Origin of the sequence: Halomonas cibimaris (assembly GCF_039537045.1) — a bacterium.
Lineage (GTDB): Bacteria > Pseudomonadota > Gammaproteobacteria > Pseudomonadales > Halomonadaceae > Vreelandella > Vreelandella cibimaris.
This window is the reverse complement of sequence record NZ_BAAAZT010000074.1, coordinates 75,976-93,638: the sequence shown is the minus strand read 5'-3', so window position 1 is coordinate 93,638 and position 17,663 is coordinate 75,976. Positions and strand designations below refer to the sequence as shown.

The following is a 17,663-nucleotide window of genomic DNA, read 5'->3' as shown; positions in this document are numbered from 1 at the left end:
GCGGATGCCGGCGGCACGGTTGTCTGCGGTGCTGCTGCCAAGGGGGGCTCCTGTGTAAAAAACCGCTTTTTGAACGCAAAACGCCACCGCCTCGGCCAGGCCAAGGCGGTGGCGTTTCGGGTATCAGGCCGGGTTACTGACGAATGCCCTCAAAGGTAACGTAAAGCTCCAGCTCTTGCATGGGCTCGGGAAATTTCTGCATATTGATGCCAAAGTCCGAAAGCGTAAGCGTGGTGCTGCCTTCAAAGCCGGCGCGATAGCCGCCCCAGGGGTCTTCGCCTTCGCCCACCAGCGTCACCGGCATGTCGATGGTTTGGGTTTCGCCGTGCAGCGTCAGCTCACCGGTGATGACCCCTTCTCCCTCGCCGGTGGATTCAAAGTCAGTAGAGGAAAACGTTGCCGTGGGGTATTTATCGGCGTTGAGAAAGTCCTCGCCCAGAATATGACGATCGCGCTCGGCGTGGCTGGAGTTAAGGCTTGCCACGTCTACTTCAAACTCAACGGAGGAGGCTTCAGGATTGGCCGAGTCGTAGTCGAACTCGCCGCTGTATTCCTCAAAGCTGCCGAGGATGTAGGAATAGCCCAGGTGGGTGATCTTGAACTGGACAAACGCATGCTGGCCGTCCACGTCCACCTTGTAGGTATCGGCCTGGGCCTGGGTGAACGGCAGCAGTACAGCGGCAACGGCCGCCGCCGTGGCGGTCTTTTTAAGCGTATTGACGGTCGACATTCTGTGTTCTCCTTGCAGAAATGGTCTGTGTTAATCACGTTTTGCGTACTGGGCGCTGATCATGCGCACAAGCGTTTGCCGCTTGTCGATCCAGTGGTGTTTCAGCGATATCAGGCCGTGGCCGGCGGCCAGCACCAGTAGTGCAAGCGCGCTGTACCAGTGAACGGTTCCGGCGATCTCTGCCTGGTTATCGTAGCCGTATAGCGTCGCCGGCAGCTCAAACCAGCCAAAAACGCTCACCCCGCTCCCCTTGGCCGTGGTAATCAGATAGCCGCTGACCAGCGCCACCAGCAGCAAGACATACAGCAGCAGATGGCCGGCGCGCGCCGCTGCGGCCTCAAAGCGGCTGCCGTCTTCCCGAGGTGTCGGATGAAAAAGCCGCCAGACCAGCCGGAAAACGGTCGCCAGCAGCAGCAGCGCACCTACCGAGCGATGAAGCCACGGGCCCTGGTTATACCAGGGGTCGTAGTAGTCCAGCCCGGTCATCCACCAGCCCAGGGCAAACAGGCCAATAACGGCCAGCGCGCTAAGCCAATGCAGCGTAATGCTGACCCACCCCCAGCCGCTACGCGTGTTGCGCCACATATCCACGTTCCTTTTTTAATAGTTCAAGGTGACGTAGCAGCATAACCAACGGGCGACGCTACAGCATTGAAAATACTCGTACGCTGTCGTGCAAAAAATCGTTGCCGGCCCGCGGACTCAGCTGCGCGCCAGCGCGTCCAGCCCTCGCGCCAAATCCGTACGAATATCGGTCAGCGCCTCAAGCCCGACCGACACGCGCAGCAGGCCGGGAACAATGCCCGCGGCCTGTTTCTGCTCGCTGGAAAGCCGCCCGTGGGTGGTGCTCGCCGGGTGGGTAATGGTTGATTTAACATCGCCCAGATTGCCGGTAATCGAGAGCAGCCGCGTGGCGTCGATCACCTGCCAGGCGCCCGGCTGCCCGCCTTTGACGGTAAAACCCAGCACCGCGCCGAAGCCTGCCTGCTGGCGCGATGCCAGCGCATGCTGGGGATGGCTTGCAAGGCCGCTGTAGTAGACCCGCTCCACCGCCGGATGCGCCTCCAGCCATTCGGCCAGCCGGGCGGCGTTGTCGCAGTGGGCGCGCATACGCAGCCCCAGGGTTTCCAGCCCCTTGGTGAAAATCCAGGCGTTGAACGGGCTCAGGCACGGCCCGGCGGTGCGCACCGCGCCGAACACGCCTTCGAGCAGGTCATGGCCGCCGACCACCGCGCCGCCAACCGCCCGGCCCTGGCCGTCAAGGTATTTGGTCGCCGAGTGAATGACCAAATCCGCGCCCAGCGCCAGCGGGCGCTGCAGTGCCGGGGTCAAAAAGCAGTTGTCGATGGCCAGCCACGCCCGGTGGCGATGGGCAATATCGGCAAGCGCGGCGATGTCGGCGACTTCCGACAGCGGATTGGACGGCGTTTCGGCAAACAGCAGCTTCGTCGCCGGCGTGATCGCCGCCTCCCAGGCGTCAAGGTCGGAAAGCTCGACGTAGCGGGTGACGATGCCGAACCTGGCCAGGTACTTGTCCAAAAGGCTCACCGTGGAGCCGAACAGCGAGCGCGAGGCGACGATTTCATCGCCGGCGGACAAAAGCGCAAGCGCGGTACATAAAATGGCCGACATCCCTGAGCTTGTCGCCACGCAGCGCTCGCCGCCTTCCATGGCCGCCAGGCGACGCTCAAAGGTGTTGACCGTAGGGTTGGTAAAGCGCGAATAGATATTGCCCGGCTCTTCGCCGCTGAACTTGCGCGCCGCCTCGGCGGCGCTTTGGTAGACAAAGCTTGAGGTAGGGAAAATCGGCTCGGCGTGTTCCTGCTCAAAGCTGCGCTCGTGGCCTGCGCGAATGGCCAGCGTTTCCCGCGACCACGGCGCCTCGTATGCGCCGTCGTGCGGTGAATGATCGTGCGATGAATCGTCGTGCGATGAATGATCGTGCATACAGGCTCCCGGGTAATCGCTCAGTCGTCCAGATCGTCGTCCTGGTTGTGCATGCCGACCAGCGCGTGGTCCCCGGCGCTTTCGTCCATGGCGGCGTCGCTGCGGCTGGCTTCCAGGGCATTCAGGTAGGCCGCGTCGATGTCGCCGGTCACGTAGTCGCCGTCAAACACCGAGCAGTCAAAGCCTTCAAAATCGGGATTGACCTCGCGGCAGGCGGCCTTGAGGTCGTCCAGGTCCTGATAGAAAATCCGGTCAGCGCCGATCAGCTCGCCCACTTCGGCCTCGCTGCGGCCGTGGGCGATCAGCTCGCTGGCCGCGGGCATGTCGATGCCGTAGACGTTGGGATAGCGCACCGGCGGCGCCGCCGAGGCAAAGTAGACGTTGCGCGCCCCGGCGTCCCGGGCCATCTGGATAATCTGCTGGCAGGTGGTGCCGCGCACGATGGAGTCGTCCACCAGCAGCACGTTTTTGTCCTTGAACTCGATGTCGATGGCGTTGAGCTTTTGACGCACGGATTTCTTGCGCTGGGTCTGCCCCGGCATGATGAAAGTGCGCCCGATATAGCGGTTTTTCATAAAGCCTTCGCGATAGGTCACGCCCAGATGCTGGGCCATTTCCAGCGCTGACGTCCGCGAGGTATCGGGAATGGGGATGACCACGTCGATGTCGTGGTCGGGCCATTCGTTGAGCACGCGATCACCCAGCTTGCGCCCCATGTGCATGCGCGTGCCGTAGACGTAGGCGCCGTCGAGAATCGAGTCCGGCCGCGCAAGATAGACATGCTCAAAGATACACGAACGCAGTCGCGGGCGGTCGGCGCAAATCTGGGTATGCACGCGGCCGTCCATGTCGACAAACACCGCCTCGCCCGGCGCCAGATCACGCGCAAGCTCGAAGCCGCCCACGTCCAGCGCCACGGATTCCGACGCCACCATAACTTCCTGCTTGCCCTCGATTTCCCGAGTGCCGAACACCACCGGACGAATGCCGTTGGGATCGCGAAACGCCACCATGCCCACGCCGTTGATCACAGCAACCGCCGCGTAGCCGCCGTTACAGCGGCGATGCACCCGGCGCACGGCATCAAACACGTCTTCGGGTTCGAGATGAAGCCCCTGCTTGCCAAGCTCATGGGCAAACACGTTAAGCAGCACTTCCGAATCCGAGCTGGTATTGATGTGGCGCAGATCGGTGGAAAAAAGCTCCTGTTTGATCCGATCCGAGTTGGTCAGATTGCCGTTATGCGCCAGCGCAATACCGTAGGGCGAGTTGACGTAGAACGGCTGGGATTCCGCCTCGCTCGACGAGCCGGCCGTTGGATAACGCACATGCCCGATGCCCAGGTTGCCTTTCAGCCGCGCCATATGGCGGGTGTGAAACACATCGCGCACAAGACCGTTGCTTTTGCGCAGAAAAAAGCGTCCTTCGTCCCAGGTCATCATGCCGGCGGCGTCCTGGCCCCGGTGCTGAAGCACGGTCAGGGCGTCGTAGATCGCCTGGTTCACCGCCTGGGTAGCCATAAGGCCAACGATACCGCACATGCTATTTACCTCGCGTTGTCACGACTTGCCAAGCAGGCCTAAGCCATTGGAATTCATAAGCGCCCGGCGCCCGGGCGGATGCTGCGTTGGCCGGTGCGCGTCAGGTCGCGTCGCCCCGGCTGAAACCCGGCAGTCCAATATCGCGAATGGATCGCGGCGCTTCCGGCAGCGGCTGGCCCCACTGCTCAAGCTGGCCCAGCGCCCAGCCGTGCAGCTGCTCGAAGGTCGGGCGCAGGCGCGCGTCCTGCCACGCCTGAAGCTGCTCAAGCGGGGTGAGCGTCAAAAGCACAGTGGCGACCAGCAGCACCGCCACACCGCGTATCACCCCGAATACTGCGCCGGCCAGGCGATTGAGAAAACCCATGCCTACCCAGACAATCGCTGCGTGCAGCAGGCGAATGACCAACCCGGCAAGCAAAATGACCGCCAGCACCACCAGCACAAACGCCAGCACCAGGCGCGCATCGAAGCTTTCGATAACGCCGTCAAGCATCGCGGCCACAGGCTCCGCCAGCGCCTTCGCCGCCACCAGGGCCGCCACCCAAGCGGCAAGCCCCAGCGCTTCGCGCACCAGCCCCCGGGCAAACCCGGCCAGCATGGAAAGCGCCATCACGGCAAGAAACAGCATGTCGATCCAGGTCAGCGCCACGGAGTCTAGTCCTTGATGCGAATCAGCAGGCCCTGCTGATTGGCCTTTTGCTTGATCAGCGCACGGGCTCGCTCGCCGTCTTCGGCGCTGCCGTAGGGGCCTGCCAGCACGGTGGTCAGGTCGTTATCCCGGGCGCGGGTATACACGCGAAAGCCTTGGTCTTCGAGCCGTTTTTTCAGCCGACGGACGTTGTCGGCCTGGCCGAAACTGCCGACCTGAACCGCCCATTCCCCGCTCTCGACGGCCTCGGGGCCCCTGCCGCCCTGGCGCACCAGCGCGGCGATGGGATCGTTTATCGTATCGCTGCTTTGCGGCCGGCGACCGGCCTCGGGCGAGGCCTCGGCGTTTTGCGCATCGTCGACGGTGCCGGCCGGCGGCTCGGCGGCGGCCGGCGCATCGGCCCGGGCCCTATCCGGGTCAGTCCTATCCGCCTCAGTCCTGTCAGGCTCGGTTCCAGCAGAGTCGGCCACACTGGGGCCTTGCGTGCCGAGCTCAGGGGCCGCCGGCTCGGGCGCAGTGGGCTTTGCAATGGACGCGGGCTTTTGCGGCGCGGAGATGTCGCGACGCGGCGCATCCACGGGCGTTTCGATGTCAAAGGACGGCGGGGGCGACGCGTCGCGCGGGGCCGGATCGCTCATCAGCCAGGGAACGAGGATCGCGGCCAGCGCCAGCAGGATAACCATACCGCAGATACGTTCGGTCTTGCCGTATTTCATAGCTGTCCCCTCCAGGTCAGTCCCTGCCGAGCCGTCTTACGGCGGTTAAACGTCGGCGGCAAAGCGGGGCATAGCCAGCAGCGCCCCAACGGTGAAAAACGAACCGGCCACCAGCACACGATCGTCGTCCGCCAGCTGCTCGCCGAGCCATTCGGCGCCGGCCTCGGGCGAGGCCGCGCAGTAGCGCACGCGCCCGCCCCCGGCCACAACGTCCGCTGCCAGCGCCTGGGCATCGCGCCCTCGCGGGCCGGCAAGGCTGACGCATACCCAGTCGCTGATCGCCGGCGCCAGCGCTGCTATCACGCCGGCCGCGTCTTTGTCGTCTAGCATACCCAGCAGGCACCAGCGGCGTCCGCGCTGGGGCAGCGTTTGCAGGCGGCCGGCTACGTAAGCGGCGGCGTGGGGATTGTGGGCTACGTCCAAACACCACTGGCCGCGCCACTGCATGCGTCCGGGCAGGCAAACCTGTCCCATGGCCCGGCGGGCCGCGGGCGACGTGAGATCGACGCCGGCAAGCGCCAGCGCCTGTAACGCAGCGGCGGCGTTATCCAGCGGCAGGCCGGGGTCAGGCAAGGCGGCAAGCGAAGGCCCCGCCGCGCGGTGAAACGCCCATTCGCCCGGCTCGCATCCGGCATCACCCGCCGGCGTGCGAGAGAAATCCCGGCCCAGCGCGTACGCCGGCGCGCCAAGGTCGGCGGCTGTCTCGGCAACGCTTGCGGGCAGTGCCTCGCTGCCCAGCACCGCCGGGCGCCCGGGGCGGAAGATACCGGCTTTCTCCCGGCCGATCTGGTCGAGATCGCAGCCCAGAAAGCCGGCGTGATCCCGGGCGATGGTGGTCACCACGGCGACGTCGGCGTCGATGATATTCACCGCGTCCAGCCGCCCGCCCAGCCCCACTTCCAGCACCAGCACGTCCAGCCCGGCCCGGGCCAGGCACCACAGCGCGCAAAGCGTTCCCGCCTCGAAGTAGGTCAGGCTGACACCCGCCTCGCGGCGCGCCTGTTCCACCGCGGCAAAGCCGGCCGCCAGCCGGGTATCGCTTGCCGGCTCACCGTTGAGGTTGACCCGCTCGTTGTAGCGCAGCAAGTGCGGTGAGGTATACGTGCCGACGCGCTTGCCGTGCGCCTGCGCCAGCGCTGCTATCAGCGCTACCGTGGAGCCTTTGCCGTTGGTGCCGGCCACGGTAATCACTCGGGCGGCGCTGGCTGACAGGCGGCCATCCTTGAGCAGCGCCATGCGCCGAGCCACTTCGCGCACGCGTTCAAGCCCCATGTCGATACCCGTCGGGTGCAGGCGCTCCCAGTAGGCCAGCCAGTCACCCAGAGACGAGGATGCTCCCGGCGAATCACCCATTGCGGGGCGTGTCACCGGCGTCATCGTCTGGTTTTTCCTCGGCCGCAGGCGGCGTTTCATCGGCGTTTGGCAAGGCGTCTGCACTGGCGTTTTCGCCATCGTCGGCGGGCGCGTCTTCGGCTTTTTCCGGCTCTGCCTGCTGGGGCGGTTCAGCCATCGCGTCGCCGCTATCGTCGGTCTCACCGGCGGGCTCTGCTACGGCGGCTTCGGCCCGGGGCTCAGGGGCCGGCTCCGCATCGTCACGCGGGGCCTCAGCCAGCGGCAGCCCGGTCAGCTTGCGCAGCATCCCGGCCAGGCGAGCACGCATTTCGTGGCGATGTACGATCATGTCCACCGCGCCATGCTCAAGCAAAAATTCGCTGCGCTGAAAGCCTTCGGGCAACGTTTCACGCACGGTCTGCTCGATCACCCGGGGGCCGGCAAAGCCGATCAGCGCATTGGGCTCGGCCACGTTAAGGTCGCCAAGCATGGCAAGCGAAGCCGATACGCCGCCGAAAACCGGATCGGTCAGTACCGAAATATACGGCACGCCGGCCTCTTTCAGCCGCTCAAGCGCCGCTGAAGTCTTGGCCATTTGCATCAGCGAAAACAGCGCTTCCTGCATCCGTGCCCCGCCGGAAGCGGCAAAGCAGATCAGCGGCAATCTCTCTTCCCGGGCAAGCGTTGCCGCACGAACGAACTTTTCACCGACCACCGCGCCCATGGAGCCGCCCATGAAGGTAAACTCAAACGACACCGCCACCACCGGCATGCCGTCAAGACGGCCGCGCATGACAATCAGCGCGTCTTTCTCGCCGGTGGCTTTTTGCGCCGCCGTCAAACGGTCGCGGTACTTCTTTGAGTCACGAAACTTCAGCCGGTCCACCGGCTGCACGTCGGCGGCAAGCTCTTCGCGATCATCCGTGTCGAGAAACCAGTCCAGCCGCTTGCGCGCGGTCAGGCGCAGATGATGGTCGCACTTGGGACACACGCTGTTGAGCTTTTCCAGCTCGGGCAGGTAAAGGACGGCGTCGCACTTGGGGCACTTGCGCCAAAGGCCGTCGGGCACCGTGGCACGACGGTCTTTACGCTGGATTCGCCCCATCGTCGAGGGCACAATTTTATCTAGCCAGCTCATATCACAAAGCTTCCGTTATCAAAGGCTTCCGTTACGGGTTTACGCCCGGCAGGGCCGGGTTCGGAACATCGCACGACCGCAAAGGCCGCATCAGCGCGGCGCATCTGCCGAGGCCGGTGCGGTGGCCGCGTCCATGGCCCGGCGCATATCGCCAAGCACGGCTTTCAAAGCATCGGGAATCGCCTCGGGCGTTGCCGTGTTATCGGCGATGCGGCTGACCAGCGCACTGCCGGCAATGACGCCGTCGGCTACTTTGGCCACTTCAGCGGCGGTGGCGCCGTCACGGATGCCGAACCCCACGCACAGCGGAAGCGTGGTCAGCGCGCGCAGCGGCGCCAGGTGCTCAGCCACATCGACGGCGTTCAGCGTCGCCGAGCCGGTCACGCCCTTGAGCGAGACGTAGTACAGATAGCCTTGCCCCTGGGCACAGATGGTCGCTGCGCGCTCCCGAGAGGTCGTCGGCGCGACAAGGAAAATCGCGGCCACGCCCTGCTCTTTGAGCAGCGGGGCCAGCTCGTCGGCCTCTTCCGGGGGCATGTCAACCATCAGCACGCCGTCAACGCCGGCCCGGGCCGCCTGTTCGGCAAAGGCCCGGTAGCCAATGCGTTCCACCGGGTTTAAATAGCCCATCAGTACCACCGGCGTGGCCGTATCGCTGCGGCGAAATTCGGCCACCATGTCCAGCAGGTCCACCAGCCGAGTGCCGGCCGCCAACGCTCGCTCACAGGCTTTCTGGATTACCGGACCGTCGGCCATGGGGTCGGAAAACGGCACGCCCAGTTCGATGATATCGGCACCGGCTTCTACCAGTGCATGCATGAAGGTAACGGTATAACGCGGCGCCGGATCACCGGCGGTAATGAACGGGATCAGCGCACGGCGCCCTTGCTGTTTAAGCTCGCTGAATCGTTGATCAATACGGTTCATGATTGTCCCTTGAAAACGGGCTATTAAAGACGAGCCCTGAAAAAAATCGGGTCTTTAAAATTCGATGCCGTCCAGCTTGGCCACCGTCATGATGTCTTTATCACCGCGCCCGGAAAGGTTGACCACGATGTGCTGGTCAGGCCGCATGGTGGGGGCCAGCACCTTGGCATGTGCCAGCGCATGGGCCGACTCCAGCGCCGGCATGATGCCTTCCATGTGCGTCAGTTCGCGAAACGCATCGAGCACTGCGTCATCGTTGGCGGCCACGTAGTGAACGCGTCCGACATCTTTCCACAGCGCATGCTCAGGGCCCACGCCCGGGTAGTCCAGCCCGGCGGAAACCGAGTGGGTATCCGCCACCTGGCCGGCCTCATCGGACATCAGGTAGGTACGGTTGCCGTGGAGCACGCCGCGCGGCGCGCCGGACGACAGCGGGGCGGCGTGGCGGCCGGTTGCCACGCCGTCGCCGCCGGCCTCAACGCCGTACATGGTGACGCCTTCGTCTTCCACGAACGGATAAAACAGCCCCAGGGCGTTGGAGCCGCCGCCGACGCAGGCAATCAGCGCATCGGGCAGCCGGCCGATTTGGTCAAGCGACTGGCGGCGCGCCTCGCGCCCGACCACGGCGTTGAAATCGCGCACCAGCAGCGGATACGGATGCGGCCCGGCCACGGTGCCGATGATATAGAACGTGTTATCCACGTTGGTGACCCAGTCGCGCAGGGCTTCGTTCATCGCGTCTTTCAGCGTTTTGGTGCCGGATTCCACCGGGATCACCCGAGCACCCAGCAGCCGCATGCGGTAGACGTTGAGCTTTTGGCGCTCGACGTCGGTCGCGCCCATGTAGACGTCGCACTCAAGCCCTAGCCTGGCGGCTACGGTGGCGCTGGCAACGCCGTGCTGGCCGGCGCCGGTTTCGGCAATGACCCGCGGCTTGCCGCTTTTCTTGGCCAGCAGCGCCTGGCCGATGGTGTTGTTGATCTTATGGGCGCCGGTGTGATTCAAGTCTTCACGCTTAAGCCAGATCTGTGCGCCGCCAAGGGCGTTGGACCAGCGCTCGGCGTGGTACAGCGGCGATGGCCGGCCCACGTAATGGGCCAGATCACGGTCAAACTCCGCCTGAAAGGCGGGGTCGTTACGCAGACTGGCGTATGTCTGCTCCAGATCTTCCAGAGCAAAGCTTAGGGTCTCGGATACGAAGCGACCGCCGTAGGGGCCAAAGTGGCCTCGGGCATCGGGCATCCGGGTCAGTTCGCTAAACGGGGTCGCGCCGGGCTGGGTAGCAGAAACGCTCACGGGTGCACCTCACAAAAAACGCCAAGAGTTAAGCCAGCCGCCTGCTCCCCGGCGCGCGGCCCCGAGGTGACTTCCCTCACGGGAAGGCGGTTCTGGCAAAAAGTAGTTGACCGGTAAACGCAAGGCCCGGTTCCTTGCCGCGCAAGCCGTTATCCGGTCGTCTTGCGCGTTTGGTTGGCAATAGCCACCTCGCGGACAAAAGCCGCCATGGCGGCCGATTCCTTGCCGCCGGGAAACGCCTCGATGCCGCCGGAAACGTCAACGGCATGCGGGCCAACCTGATGGATCGCGCGGCCGATATTATCAGGCGTCAGGCCCCCGGCGAGAATAACAGGTTTTGTTAGCGTAGCGGGAATTCTCGACCAGTCGAAAACCTCGCCTGTGCCTCCCGGTACGCCGGGGCGGTAGGCGTCCAGCAGCAGCGCCGAAGACGCCGAATAGCGCGCCGCTTCCCGGTGCAGATCAAGGCCGTCGCGCATGCGCAGCGCCTTGATCCAGGCGCGGCCGTAGCGCTCGCACTCGGCGGGCGACTCGTTGCCGTGAAACTGCAGCAGATCAAGATGCGGCGCGCACTGCTCGACAAGCTCGGGCGCGGCGTCCACAAACAATCCTACTCGCGTCACAAAGGCCGGTACCTCGGCGGCAAGCTCGGCAAGGGTTGCGACATCCACGGCGCGCTTGCTGGCGGGCCACAGCACAAAGCCCAGCGCATCCACCCCGAGCGCCACGGCCCGGCGAACATCCGCCGGGCGCGTCAGCCCGCAGAACTTGATGCGGGTACGGGCAGGCACTGCGCTCATGACACGCTCTCCCGGCGGCCGTTACCGCACTCGGCCATGCGCGGCCGCCCGCGGCGCAGGCGCACCATGTGCGAATCAGGAATCGGCCGCTCGCCGGTCCACTCCCCGGTCGAGAACAAAAGCCCCGGCCCCAGCGGCTCCTCGGGCAGGGCAAAGGCCTCTTCGTAGCGCACGTCCACAAAATGCAGCCCGCAGGCCGGCGCGGTAACGTCACCCTGCTTGCGGTCTTTCAGCGCCAGCAGCCGGCCCATGTAGTCTTCCTGTTGGGCACCGCGCCCCACGCTCACCAGCGCGCCGACTACGTTGCGAATCATGTGGTGCAAAAACGCGTTGCCCTGGATATCCACCGTCACCAGCGGGCCGTGGCGGGTGACCTCAAGAAAATGCAGGTGCCGCCAGGGGGTCTTCGAGCGGCAGCCGGCGGCGCGAAAGCTGGAAAAATCGTTTTCGCCGACCAGCGCCTGAGCGGCGCGATGCATGGCATCAACGTCCAGCGGGTCGCGACACCAGGTCACGTTGGCGCGCTCCAGCACCGGCCGGTGGAGCTGGTTGACCAGCACGTAGCGATAGCGCCGGGCCAGCGCGCTCAAACGCGAGTGAAAGTCATCGGGCACGGCCTTGACCCAGCGCACGGCGATATCCCGGGGCAGGTTGGCGTTGGCGCCAAAAACCCAGCCTTTCTCGGTGCGCAGCGCCGGCGGATCAAAGTGGATGATCTGGCGCGTGGCGTGTACGCCGGAGTCGGTACGGCCGCTGGCGTGAACACGCACCGGCGCATTGGCCACCCGGCTTAGAGCATGCTCCAGCGCGCCCTGGATCGAGGCGGCGTGGCTCAGGCGCTGAAAGCCGCAGTAGCCGCTGCCGTCGTATTCGATCCCCATGGCCAGCCGCCCGGTCAGCGGCGTGGTTTCGTCAAAGCGGTCAAACAGCGTCATCAACTCACATCATTCAGGAAAACGAACGCGTATTATCCTGACTCGACGGCGTGAATGCCACCTTTTCGCCGCTGCGGGCGGCATTCTCCTGCTCGCCCCGGGAAGGGGCAAATCCGGCGGTAAAGCGCCGGCGGTAGCGCCAGCCCAGCCACACCGTCACCAGCGCGCCCGCCACCAGCGGCCAGCGGTATTGCGCGGCCAGGCTCAGCATGCCGCGCCGGGCCACGGCCAGCTCGCTGGCCGGTGCGACAGGCGCCCCCTGGCCGGTAGCGCCCTGCTCGCCGGCGCCCCCTGGCGCTGCGCGCTCGCGAACTTCCCGACGCGCAAGCTCAACTTCCTGAAGCGCCAGCTCTTCGGTCAGCCGCGTCATTTCGGTTTTCAGCCGGGTGACCTCGTCGCGCAGCCGGTCACGCTGAGCGGTGATACGCTCCAGTTTGATCTGCATGGCTTCACGCTCGTCTTGACCGTTCAGCTGGCCCAGCCGGGCGGCCAGGGCCGCCGCGTCGGCGTCCAGAGACGCCGTATCTTGCACCGGCAGCGCCGGCTTGCGCGTCCGGTCTGCCAGCGCCTGCTGCGCGGCGGCGTCTTCCGGCCCCAGCGGCACGTGCACCGGCCCGTTCGGGCCGCGGATACGCCAGGCGATATTCATGTAGTCGATGGTTTGTATCGCCTGGGCCTTGCTGCGGCTCAGCATGCGCGCAACGCCGGGCACGCGAAGCTCGGCGTTGGCGTTCATGTCGTTGATGTTGCCGCTGGGAAAGGCCTCGGGGTTGGCGGCCACCAGCGCCAGCATGGCCTGCTCGACGCTGGCCGCGGCGGGCTTGACACGCTTGGCGACGTTCCATAGCGCGTCACCGCTGCTGACATGGAGTGACTGCTGCGTATGAGACAGCGCATCGCGCAGGCCGGCGCTTTCTGGCTCGCCGTCGTCAGCACAGGCCGGCAGCGGCGCCAGCATCAGCACGAGCAGCCCCGCCAGTACGGGTGATCGTTTCATGAGTCGCTTATCTCTTGTGAAAGTGCATCACGCTGTACCGGAAACGTCAGTACCGGAAAAGCCAGTATCGGAAAAGCCTGCACCGGAAAAGCCAGCACGATCTGCAAACAAAAAACGGGCGCTGGCCCGGCGCCCGTTCGCGGTGACTTCACCGTTTTTTACTGCTCGCGCAGTATGGTCAGCATGCGCTTGATAGGCTCGGCGGCACCCCACAGCAGCTGGTCACCGGCGCTGAAGGCCGAGAGATACTCCCCGCCCATGGCCAGCTTGCGCAGCCGCCCTACCGGCACGTTAAGCGTTCCGGTAACGGCCGACGGCGTCAGCCGCTCGATGGTGGCGTCCTTGTCATTGGGCACCACGCTCACCCAGTCGTTGTGTTTGGCCAGACGGTCTTCTATCTCGTCAAGCGGCACGTCCTGCTTGAGCTTGATGGTAAACGCCTGGCTGTGCGAGCGCATGGCACCCACGCGCACGCAAAGCCCGTCGATGGGCACGGGGTTGTCTTCCAGGCCGAGAATCTTGTTGGTCTCAGCACCGCCCTTCCACTCTTCGCGGCTCTGGCCGCTGTCCATTTTGCTGTCAATCCACGGCAAGAGGCTGCCGGCCAGCGGCGCGCCGAAGTTGTCCGTGGGAAAATCGCCGCTGCGCATGGCCGCGGTGACCTTGCGATCGATGTCGAGAATCGCGTTGGACGTATCCTTGAGCTCTTCACCGACGCTGTCGCGCAGCCCGCCCATCTGGTTGAGCAGCTCGCGCATGTGCTTGGCACCGGAGCCGGACGCGGCCTGATAGGTCATCGAGGTCATCCACTCGATCATGTCGGCCTCAAACAGCCCGCCAAGGCCCATCAGCATCAGGCTGACGGTGCAGTTGCCGCCGACAAACGTTTTTGTTCCGCGGGCCAGATTGGCATCAATCACCGCACGGTTGACCGGGTCGAGCACCACGGTGGCGTCGTCGGCCATGCGCAGGGTGCTGGCCGCGTCGAGCCAGTAGCCGTTCCAGCCGCCGCTACGCAAATCGGCGTAGACCGCCTTGGTATAGTCGCCGCCCTGGGTGGTGACGATAACGTCAAGCGCTTTGAGCTCGCTCAGGTCAAAGGCGTCTTTCAACGCGGGGACCTCAGCGCCGATATCTGGCCCGGGCTGGCCGACCTGGGAGGTGGTGAAAAAGGTAGGCTCGATGCCGTTGAAATCCCCGTCTTCAAGCATCCGCTGCATGAGCACCGAGCCCACCATGCCGCGCCATCCAACAAAACCGACTTTCAGCATGAAAAGTCCTCCGTTAAAAATTGTGACGCCATTATACACGATTGCGCGGCGCGTTTTTTAACTGCCCAGCCGGCAACGCTCAGGGTGTCTGACGGATAAAAGCCTCAAGCACGGCGTCACCCATGGCGCGGGTGCCGACGGCCTGGCTGCTGTCGTCGGCCAGATCGGCGGTGCGCAGGCCGTCGTCCAGCACCTGGCCCACGGCCTTTTCGATACGCTCGGCGAGCGCGTTTTCGTCAAGCGAATAGCGCAGCATCATGGCCACCGAAAGCATCATCGCCAGGGGGTTGGCCATGTCTTTGCCGGCGATGTCCGGCGCGCTGCCGTGGCAGGGCTCAAACATGCCCCGGCCGGACGCGTTCAGCGAGGCCGAGGGCAGCATGCCGATGGAGCCGGTGAGCATGGCGGCGGCGTCGGACAGGATATCGCCGAACATGTTGCCGGTGACCACCACGTCAAACTGCTTGGGCGCGCGCACCAGCTGCATGGCGGCGTTGTCCACGTACATGTGGGAAAGCGCGACGTCCGGGTACTCCGGTGCCAGCCGCTCCATCACCTCGCGCCACAGCATGGTCGCTTCCAGCACGTTGGCCTTGTCCACCGAGCACAGCTTGCCGCCGCGCTTTTGCGCCATCTCGAAGGCCACCCGGCCGATGCGCTCGATCTCCGACTCGCTGTAGACGTAGGTGTTGTAGCCCACGCGCTCGCCGCCCCGCTCTTCGATGCCCCGGGGCTGGCCGAAGTAGATGCCGCCGGTGAGCTCGCGCACGATCATGATATCCAGCCCCGAGACCAGATCGGGCTTGAGGCTTGAGGCGCCGGCCAGCTGCGGATACAAAAGCGCCGGACGCAGGTTGCCAAAAAGCCCCAGATGCTTGCGCAGGCCCAAAAGCCCCTGCTCCGGACGCTTGGCACGGTCTTCCAGCGCGTCCCACTTGGGGCCGCCCACGGCCCCCAGCAGCAGCGCATCGGCGGTTTTGGCTTTTTCAAGCGTTGCCGCCGGCAGCGGCTCGCCGTGGGCGTCATAGGCCGCCCCACCCACCGGCGCTTCTTCAATCTCGATATCCAGCCCGGCCTTTCGGCAGGCGTCCAGCAGGCGCGCGGCCTGGGCGGTGATCTCCGGGCCGATGCCGTCACCGGGAAGTAGCAGTACCTTGCGTGTCATTGAGCGCTCCTTGTGGGGTATCCGGGTGGGCCATCAGGCGTGATCGCGGAACAGCCAGGGGCGGCGGGCGCGATGGCCGGCCTCGAACTCGCGAATGGCGTCTTCGTCTTTCAGCGTAATACCGATGTCGTCGAGGCCTTCCAGCAGGCACTGCTTGCGAAACGCGTCCACCTCAAAGCCGATGGCTTCGCCGTCGGGCGTGGTGATTTGCTGGTTTTCCAGGTCCACGTCCAGCGCGTAGCCGTCGTTCGCCTCGACGGCCTTGAACAGCCGGTCCACGGTGTCTTCGTCGAGCGCAATCAGCAGCAGGCCGTTTTTGAATGCGTTGTTGTAGAAGATATCGGCGAAGCTCGGGGCAATAATCGCGCGAAAGCCGAAGTCCTCCAGCGCCCAGGGCGCGTGCTCCCGGGAGCTGCCGCAGCCGAAGTTGCGCCGGGCCAGCAGCACCTCGGCGCTTTGATAGCGCGGCTGATTGAGCACAAAGTCCGGGTTGAGCGGGCGCTTGGCGCAGTCCTGGCCCGGCTGGCCTTCGTCGAGATAGCGCAGCTCGTCAAACAGGTTGACGCCAAAGCCGCTGCGCTTGATCGACTTCAAAAACTGCTTGGGAATGATCAGATCGGTATCGACGTTGGCGCGGTCAAGCGGGGCGACCACGCCTTCAAAACGGGTAAACTGTTTCATGTTCAGGCCTTTTGCGCGTGGCGTTCATCGTTGGCGGGCAGGCGGCGCACGTCCACAAGACGTACATCAACAAAGTGGCCGGCAATCGCGGCGGCGGCGGCCATGGCCGGGCTGACCAGATGCGTTCGGCCGCCGTAGCCCTGACGCCCTTCGAAGTTGCGGTTGGAGGTAGACGCGCAGTGCTCGCCGGCGCCGAGCTTGTCGGCGTTCATGGCAAGGCACATCGAGCAGCCCGGCTCGCGCCATTCAAAGCCCGCCTCGATGAAGATCTTGTCCAAGCCTTCTTCCTCGGCCTGGCGCTTCACCAGCCCCGAGCCCGGCACCACCATGGCAAGCGTAACGCTATCGGCGACTTTTTGGCCCTTGGCCACCGCGGCGGCCTCGCGCAGGTCTTCAATGCGCGAGTTGGTGCACGAGCCGATAAACACCTTGTCGAGCTTGATGTCGGTGATCTGCTGGTTGGGCGTAAGCCCCATGTATTCCAAAGCGCGCGTGTAGCTGGCAGCGACCGTTTCATCCGGCGCGGCCTGGGGGTCGGGCACCTGGCCGGAAATGCCGGTGACCATCTCGGGGCTGGTACCCCAGCTCACCTGGGGCTCGATCTCGGCGGCGTCAAGCGTTACGACCTTGTCAAACTCGGCGTCGGGGTCGGAGACCAGCTGGCGCCAGTCGGCCACGGCGGCGTCCCAGGCCTCGCCGGTGGGCGAGTACGGGCGGTTGCCGATGTAGTCGACAGTGGTGTCGTCCACCGCGATCATGCCCACCCGGGCGCCGGCTTCGATGGCCATGTTGCAAACCGTCATGCGCCCTTCCATGGAAAGGCTTTCAATGGCGCTGCCGGCAAACTCGATGGCGTGGCCGGTGCCGCCGGCGGTGCCGATGCGGCTGATAATCGCCAGCACCACGTCCTTGGCGGTCACGCCCGTGCCCAGCTCGCCTTCCACGCGCACCTGCATGTTTTTCATCTTTTGCGTCAGCAGGCACTGGGTAGCCAGCACGTGCTCGACCTCGGAGGTGCCGATGCCGTGGGCCAGCGCGCCGAATGCGCCGTGGGTGGCGGTGTGCGAGTCGCCGCAGACCACGGTCATGCCGGGCAGCGTCGCGCCCTGCTCGGGGCCGACCACGTGGACGATGCCCTGGCGCGGATCGTTGATGCCGAACTCGACAATGTCGTATTCCCGGCAGTTCTCGTCCAGGGTTTCGACCTGGATCAGCGATATCGGATCCTTGATGCCCTTGTTGCCCTCGGCGCGCTCGGCCACCGTGGTGGGCACGTTATGGTCGGCGGTGGCGAGGTTGGCATCCAGCCGCCAGGGCGTGCGCCCGGCCAGGCGCAGGCCTTCAAAGGCCTGGGGCGAGGTGACTTCGTGGAGCATGTGGCGGTCGATGTAGATCAGCGCGGTGCCGTCGTCGCGCTGCTTGACCAGGTGCTGCTCCCAGAGTTTGTCGTAAAGCGTTTGCGCTGCCATGTGGTCTCCCGGGCGGCTGCCCTGTCTCACGCATTTTGACGTACCCGACGCGCGCAGCGTGTGCTCTGT

At 64.9% G+C, this 17,663-nt stretch carries 17 protein-coding genes; all 17 read right to left on the bottom strand.

The window, feature by feature from the left end; genetic code table 11:
• Window positions 1–133: 133 nt before the first annotated feature.
• Entirely contained in the window at window positions 134–730 is a 597-nt protein-coding gene (locus ABD654_RS09525; protein WP_344704624.1) for a YceI family protein, read from the bottom strand.
• A gap of 30 nt (window positions 731–760) precedes the next feature.
• Window positions 761–1,315 carry a cytochrome b gene (locus ABD654_RS09520; protein ID WP_344704622.1) on the bottom strand — a complete coding sequence of 185 codons (555 nt, stop codon included), beginning with the start codon at window positions 1,313–1,315 and terminating at the stop codon, window positions 761–763.
• Window positions 1,316–1,432: 117 nt separating this feature from the next.
• Window positions 1,433–2,677: an O-succinylhomoserine sulfhydrylase gene (locus ABD654_RS09515; RefSeq protein WP_344704620.1), complete on the bottom strand. Its 1,245-nt coding sequence runs from the start codon at window positions 2,675–2,677 to the stop codon at window positions 1,433–1,435.
• Between the two features lie 20 nt (window positions 2,678–2,697).
• Complete coding sequence (gene purF, locus ABD654_RS09510) at window positions 2,698–4,218, bottom strand: amidophosphoribosyltransferase (protein WP_344704617.1); 1,521 nt, start codon at window positions 4,216–4,218, stop codon at window positions 2,698–2,700.
• Between the two features lie 100 nt (window positions 4,219–4,318).
• On the bottom strand, window positions 4,319–4,867 hold the full coding sequence (locus ABD654_RS09505; RefSeq protein WP_344704615.1) for a CvpA family protein: 549 nt from the start codon (window positions 4,865–4,867) through the stop codon (window positions 4,319–4,321).
• Window positions 4,868–4,872: 5 nt separating this feature from the next.
• Window positions 4,873–5,583 (bottom strand): SPOR domain-containing protein, encoded by a 711-nt coding sequence (locus ABD654_RS09500; RefSeq protein ID WP_344704613.1) that lies wholly within the window; start codon window positions 5,581–5,583, stop codon window positions 4,873–4,875.
• Window positions 5,584–5,628: 45 nt separating this feature from the next.
• A complete protein-coding gene (gene folC, locus ABD654_RS09495) occupies window positions 5,629–6,936 on the bottom strand; it encodes a bifunctional tetrahydrofolate synthase/dihydrofolate synthase (protein ID WP_344704676.1) in 1,308 nt (435 codons plus the stop codon).
• Window positions 6,929–8,053, bottom strand: coding sequence for an acetyl-CoA carboxylase, carboxyltransferase subunit beta (accD, locus tag ABD654_RS09490; protein WP_344704611.1), 1,125 nt, complete (start codon window positions 8,051–8,053; stop codon window positions 6,929–6,931). The genes folC and accD overlap by 8 nt, the downstream gene beginning before the upstream one ends.
• Before the next feature lie 90 nt (window positions 8,054–8,143).
• The gene (gene trpA, locus ABD654_RS09485; RefSeq protein ID WP_344704609.1) at window positions 8,144–8,980 is read right to left on the bottom strand and encodes a tryptophan synthase subunit alpha; all 837 of its coding nucleotides are present in this window, start codon (window positions 8,978–8,980) and stop codon (window positions 8,144–8,146) included.
• A 54-nt stretch (window positions 8,981–9,034) separates the two neighbouring features.
• Window positions 9,035–10,222: a tryptophan synthase subunit beta gene (gene trpB / locus ABD654_RS09480; protein WP_344704675.1), complete on the bottom strand. Its 1,188-nt coding sequence runs from the start codon at window positions 10,220–10,222 to the stop codon at window positions 9,035–9,037.
• Window positions 10,223–10,425: 203 nt separating this feature from the next.
• Window positions 10,426–11,076, bottom strand: coding sequence for a phosphoribosylanthranilate isomerase (locus tag ABD654_RS09475; protein ID WP_344704607.1), 651 nt, complete (start codon window positions 11,074–11,076; stop codon window positions 10,426–10,428).
• Window positions 11,073–12,011 (bottom strand): tRNA pseudouridine(38-40) synthase TruA, encoded by a 939-nt coding sequence (truA, locus tag ABD654_RS09470; RefSeq protein ID WP_344704605.1) that lies wholly within the window; start codon window positions 12,009–12,011, stop codon window positions 11,073–11,075. The genes ABD654_RS09475 and truA overlap by 4 nt, the downstream gene beginning before the upstream one ends.
• 13 nt (window positions 12,012–12,024) lie before the next feature.
• Window positions 12,025–13,008 (bottom strand): FimV/HubP family polar landmark protein, encoded by a 984-nt coding sequence (locus ABD654_RS09465; protein ID WP_344704603.1) that lies wholly within the window; start codon window positions 13,006–13,008, stop codon window positions 12,025–12,027.
• Between the two features lie 158 nt (window positions 13,009–13,166).
• On the bottom strand, window positions 13,167–14,279 hold the full coding sequence (asd, locus tag ABD654_RS09460; protein WP_344704599.1) for an aspartate-semialdehyde dehydrogenase: 1,113 nt from the start codon (window positions 14,277–14,279) through the stop codon (window positions 13,167–13,169).
• Between the two features lie 79 nt (window positions 14,280–14,358).
• The gene (gene leuB, locus ABD654_RS09455) at window positions 14,359–15,444 is read right to left on the bottom strand and encodes a 3-isopropylmalate dehydrogenase (protein WP_344704597.1); all 1,086 of its coding nucleotides are present in this window, start codon (window positions 15,442–15,444) and stop codon (window positions 14,359–14,361) included.
• Window positions 15,445–15,477: 33 nt separating this feature from the next.
• On the bottom strand, window positions 15,478–16,125 hold the full coding sequence (gene leuD, locus ABD654_RS09450; RefSeq protein ID WP_344704595.1) for a 3-isopropylmalate dehydratase small subunit: 648 nt from the start codon (window positions 16,123–16,125) through the stop codon (window positions 15,478–15,480).
• Window positions 16,126–16,127: 2 nt separating this feature from the next.
• Window positions 16,128–17,594 carry a 3-isopropylmalate dehydratase large subunit gene (gene leuC / locus ABD654_RS09445; protein ID WP_344704593.1) on the bottom strand — a complete coding sequence of 489 codons (1,467 nt, stop codon included), beginning with the start codon at window positions 17,592–17,594 and terminating at the stop codon, window positions 16,128–16,130.
• Window positions 17,595–17,663: the final 69 nt, after the last annotated feature.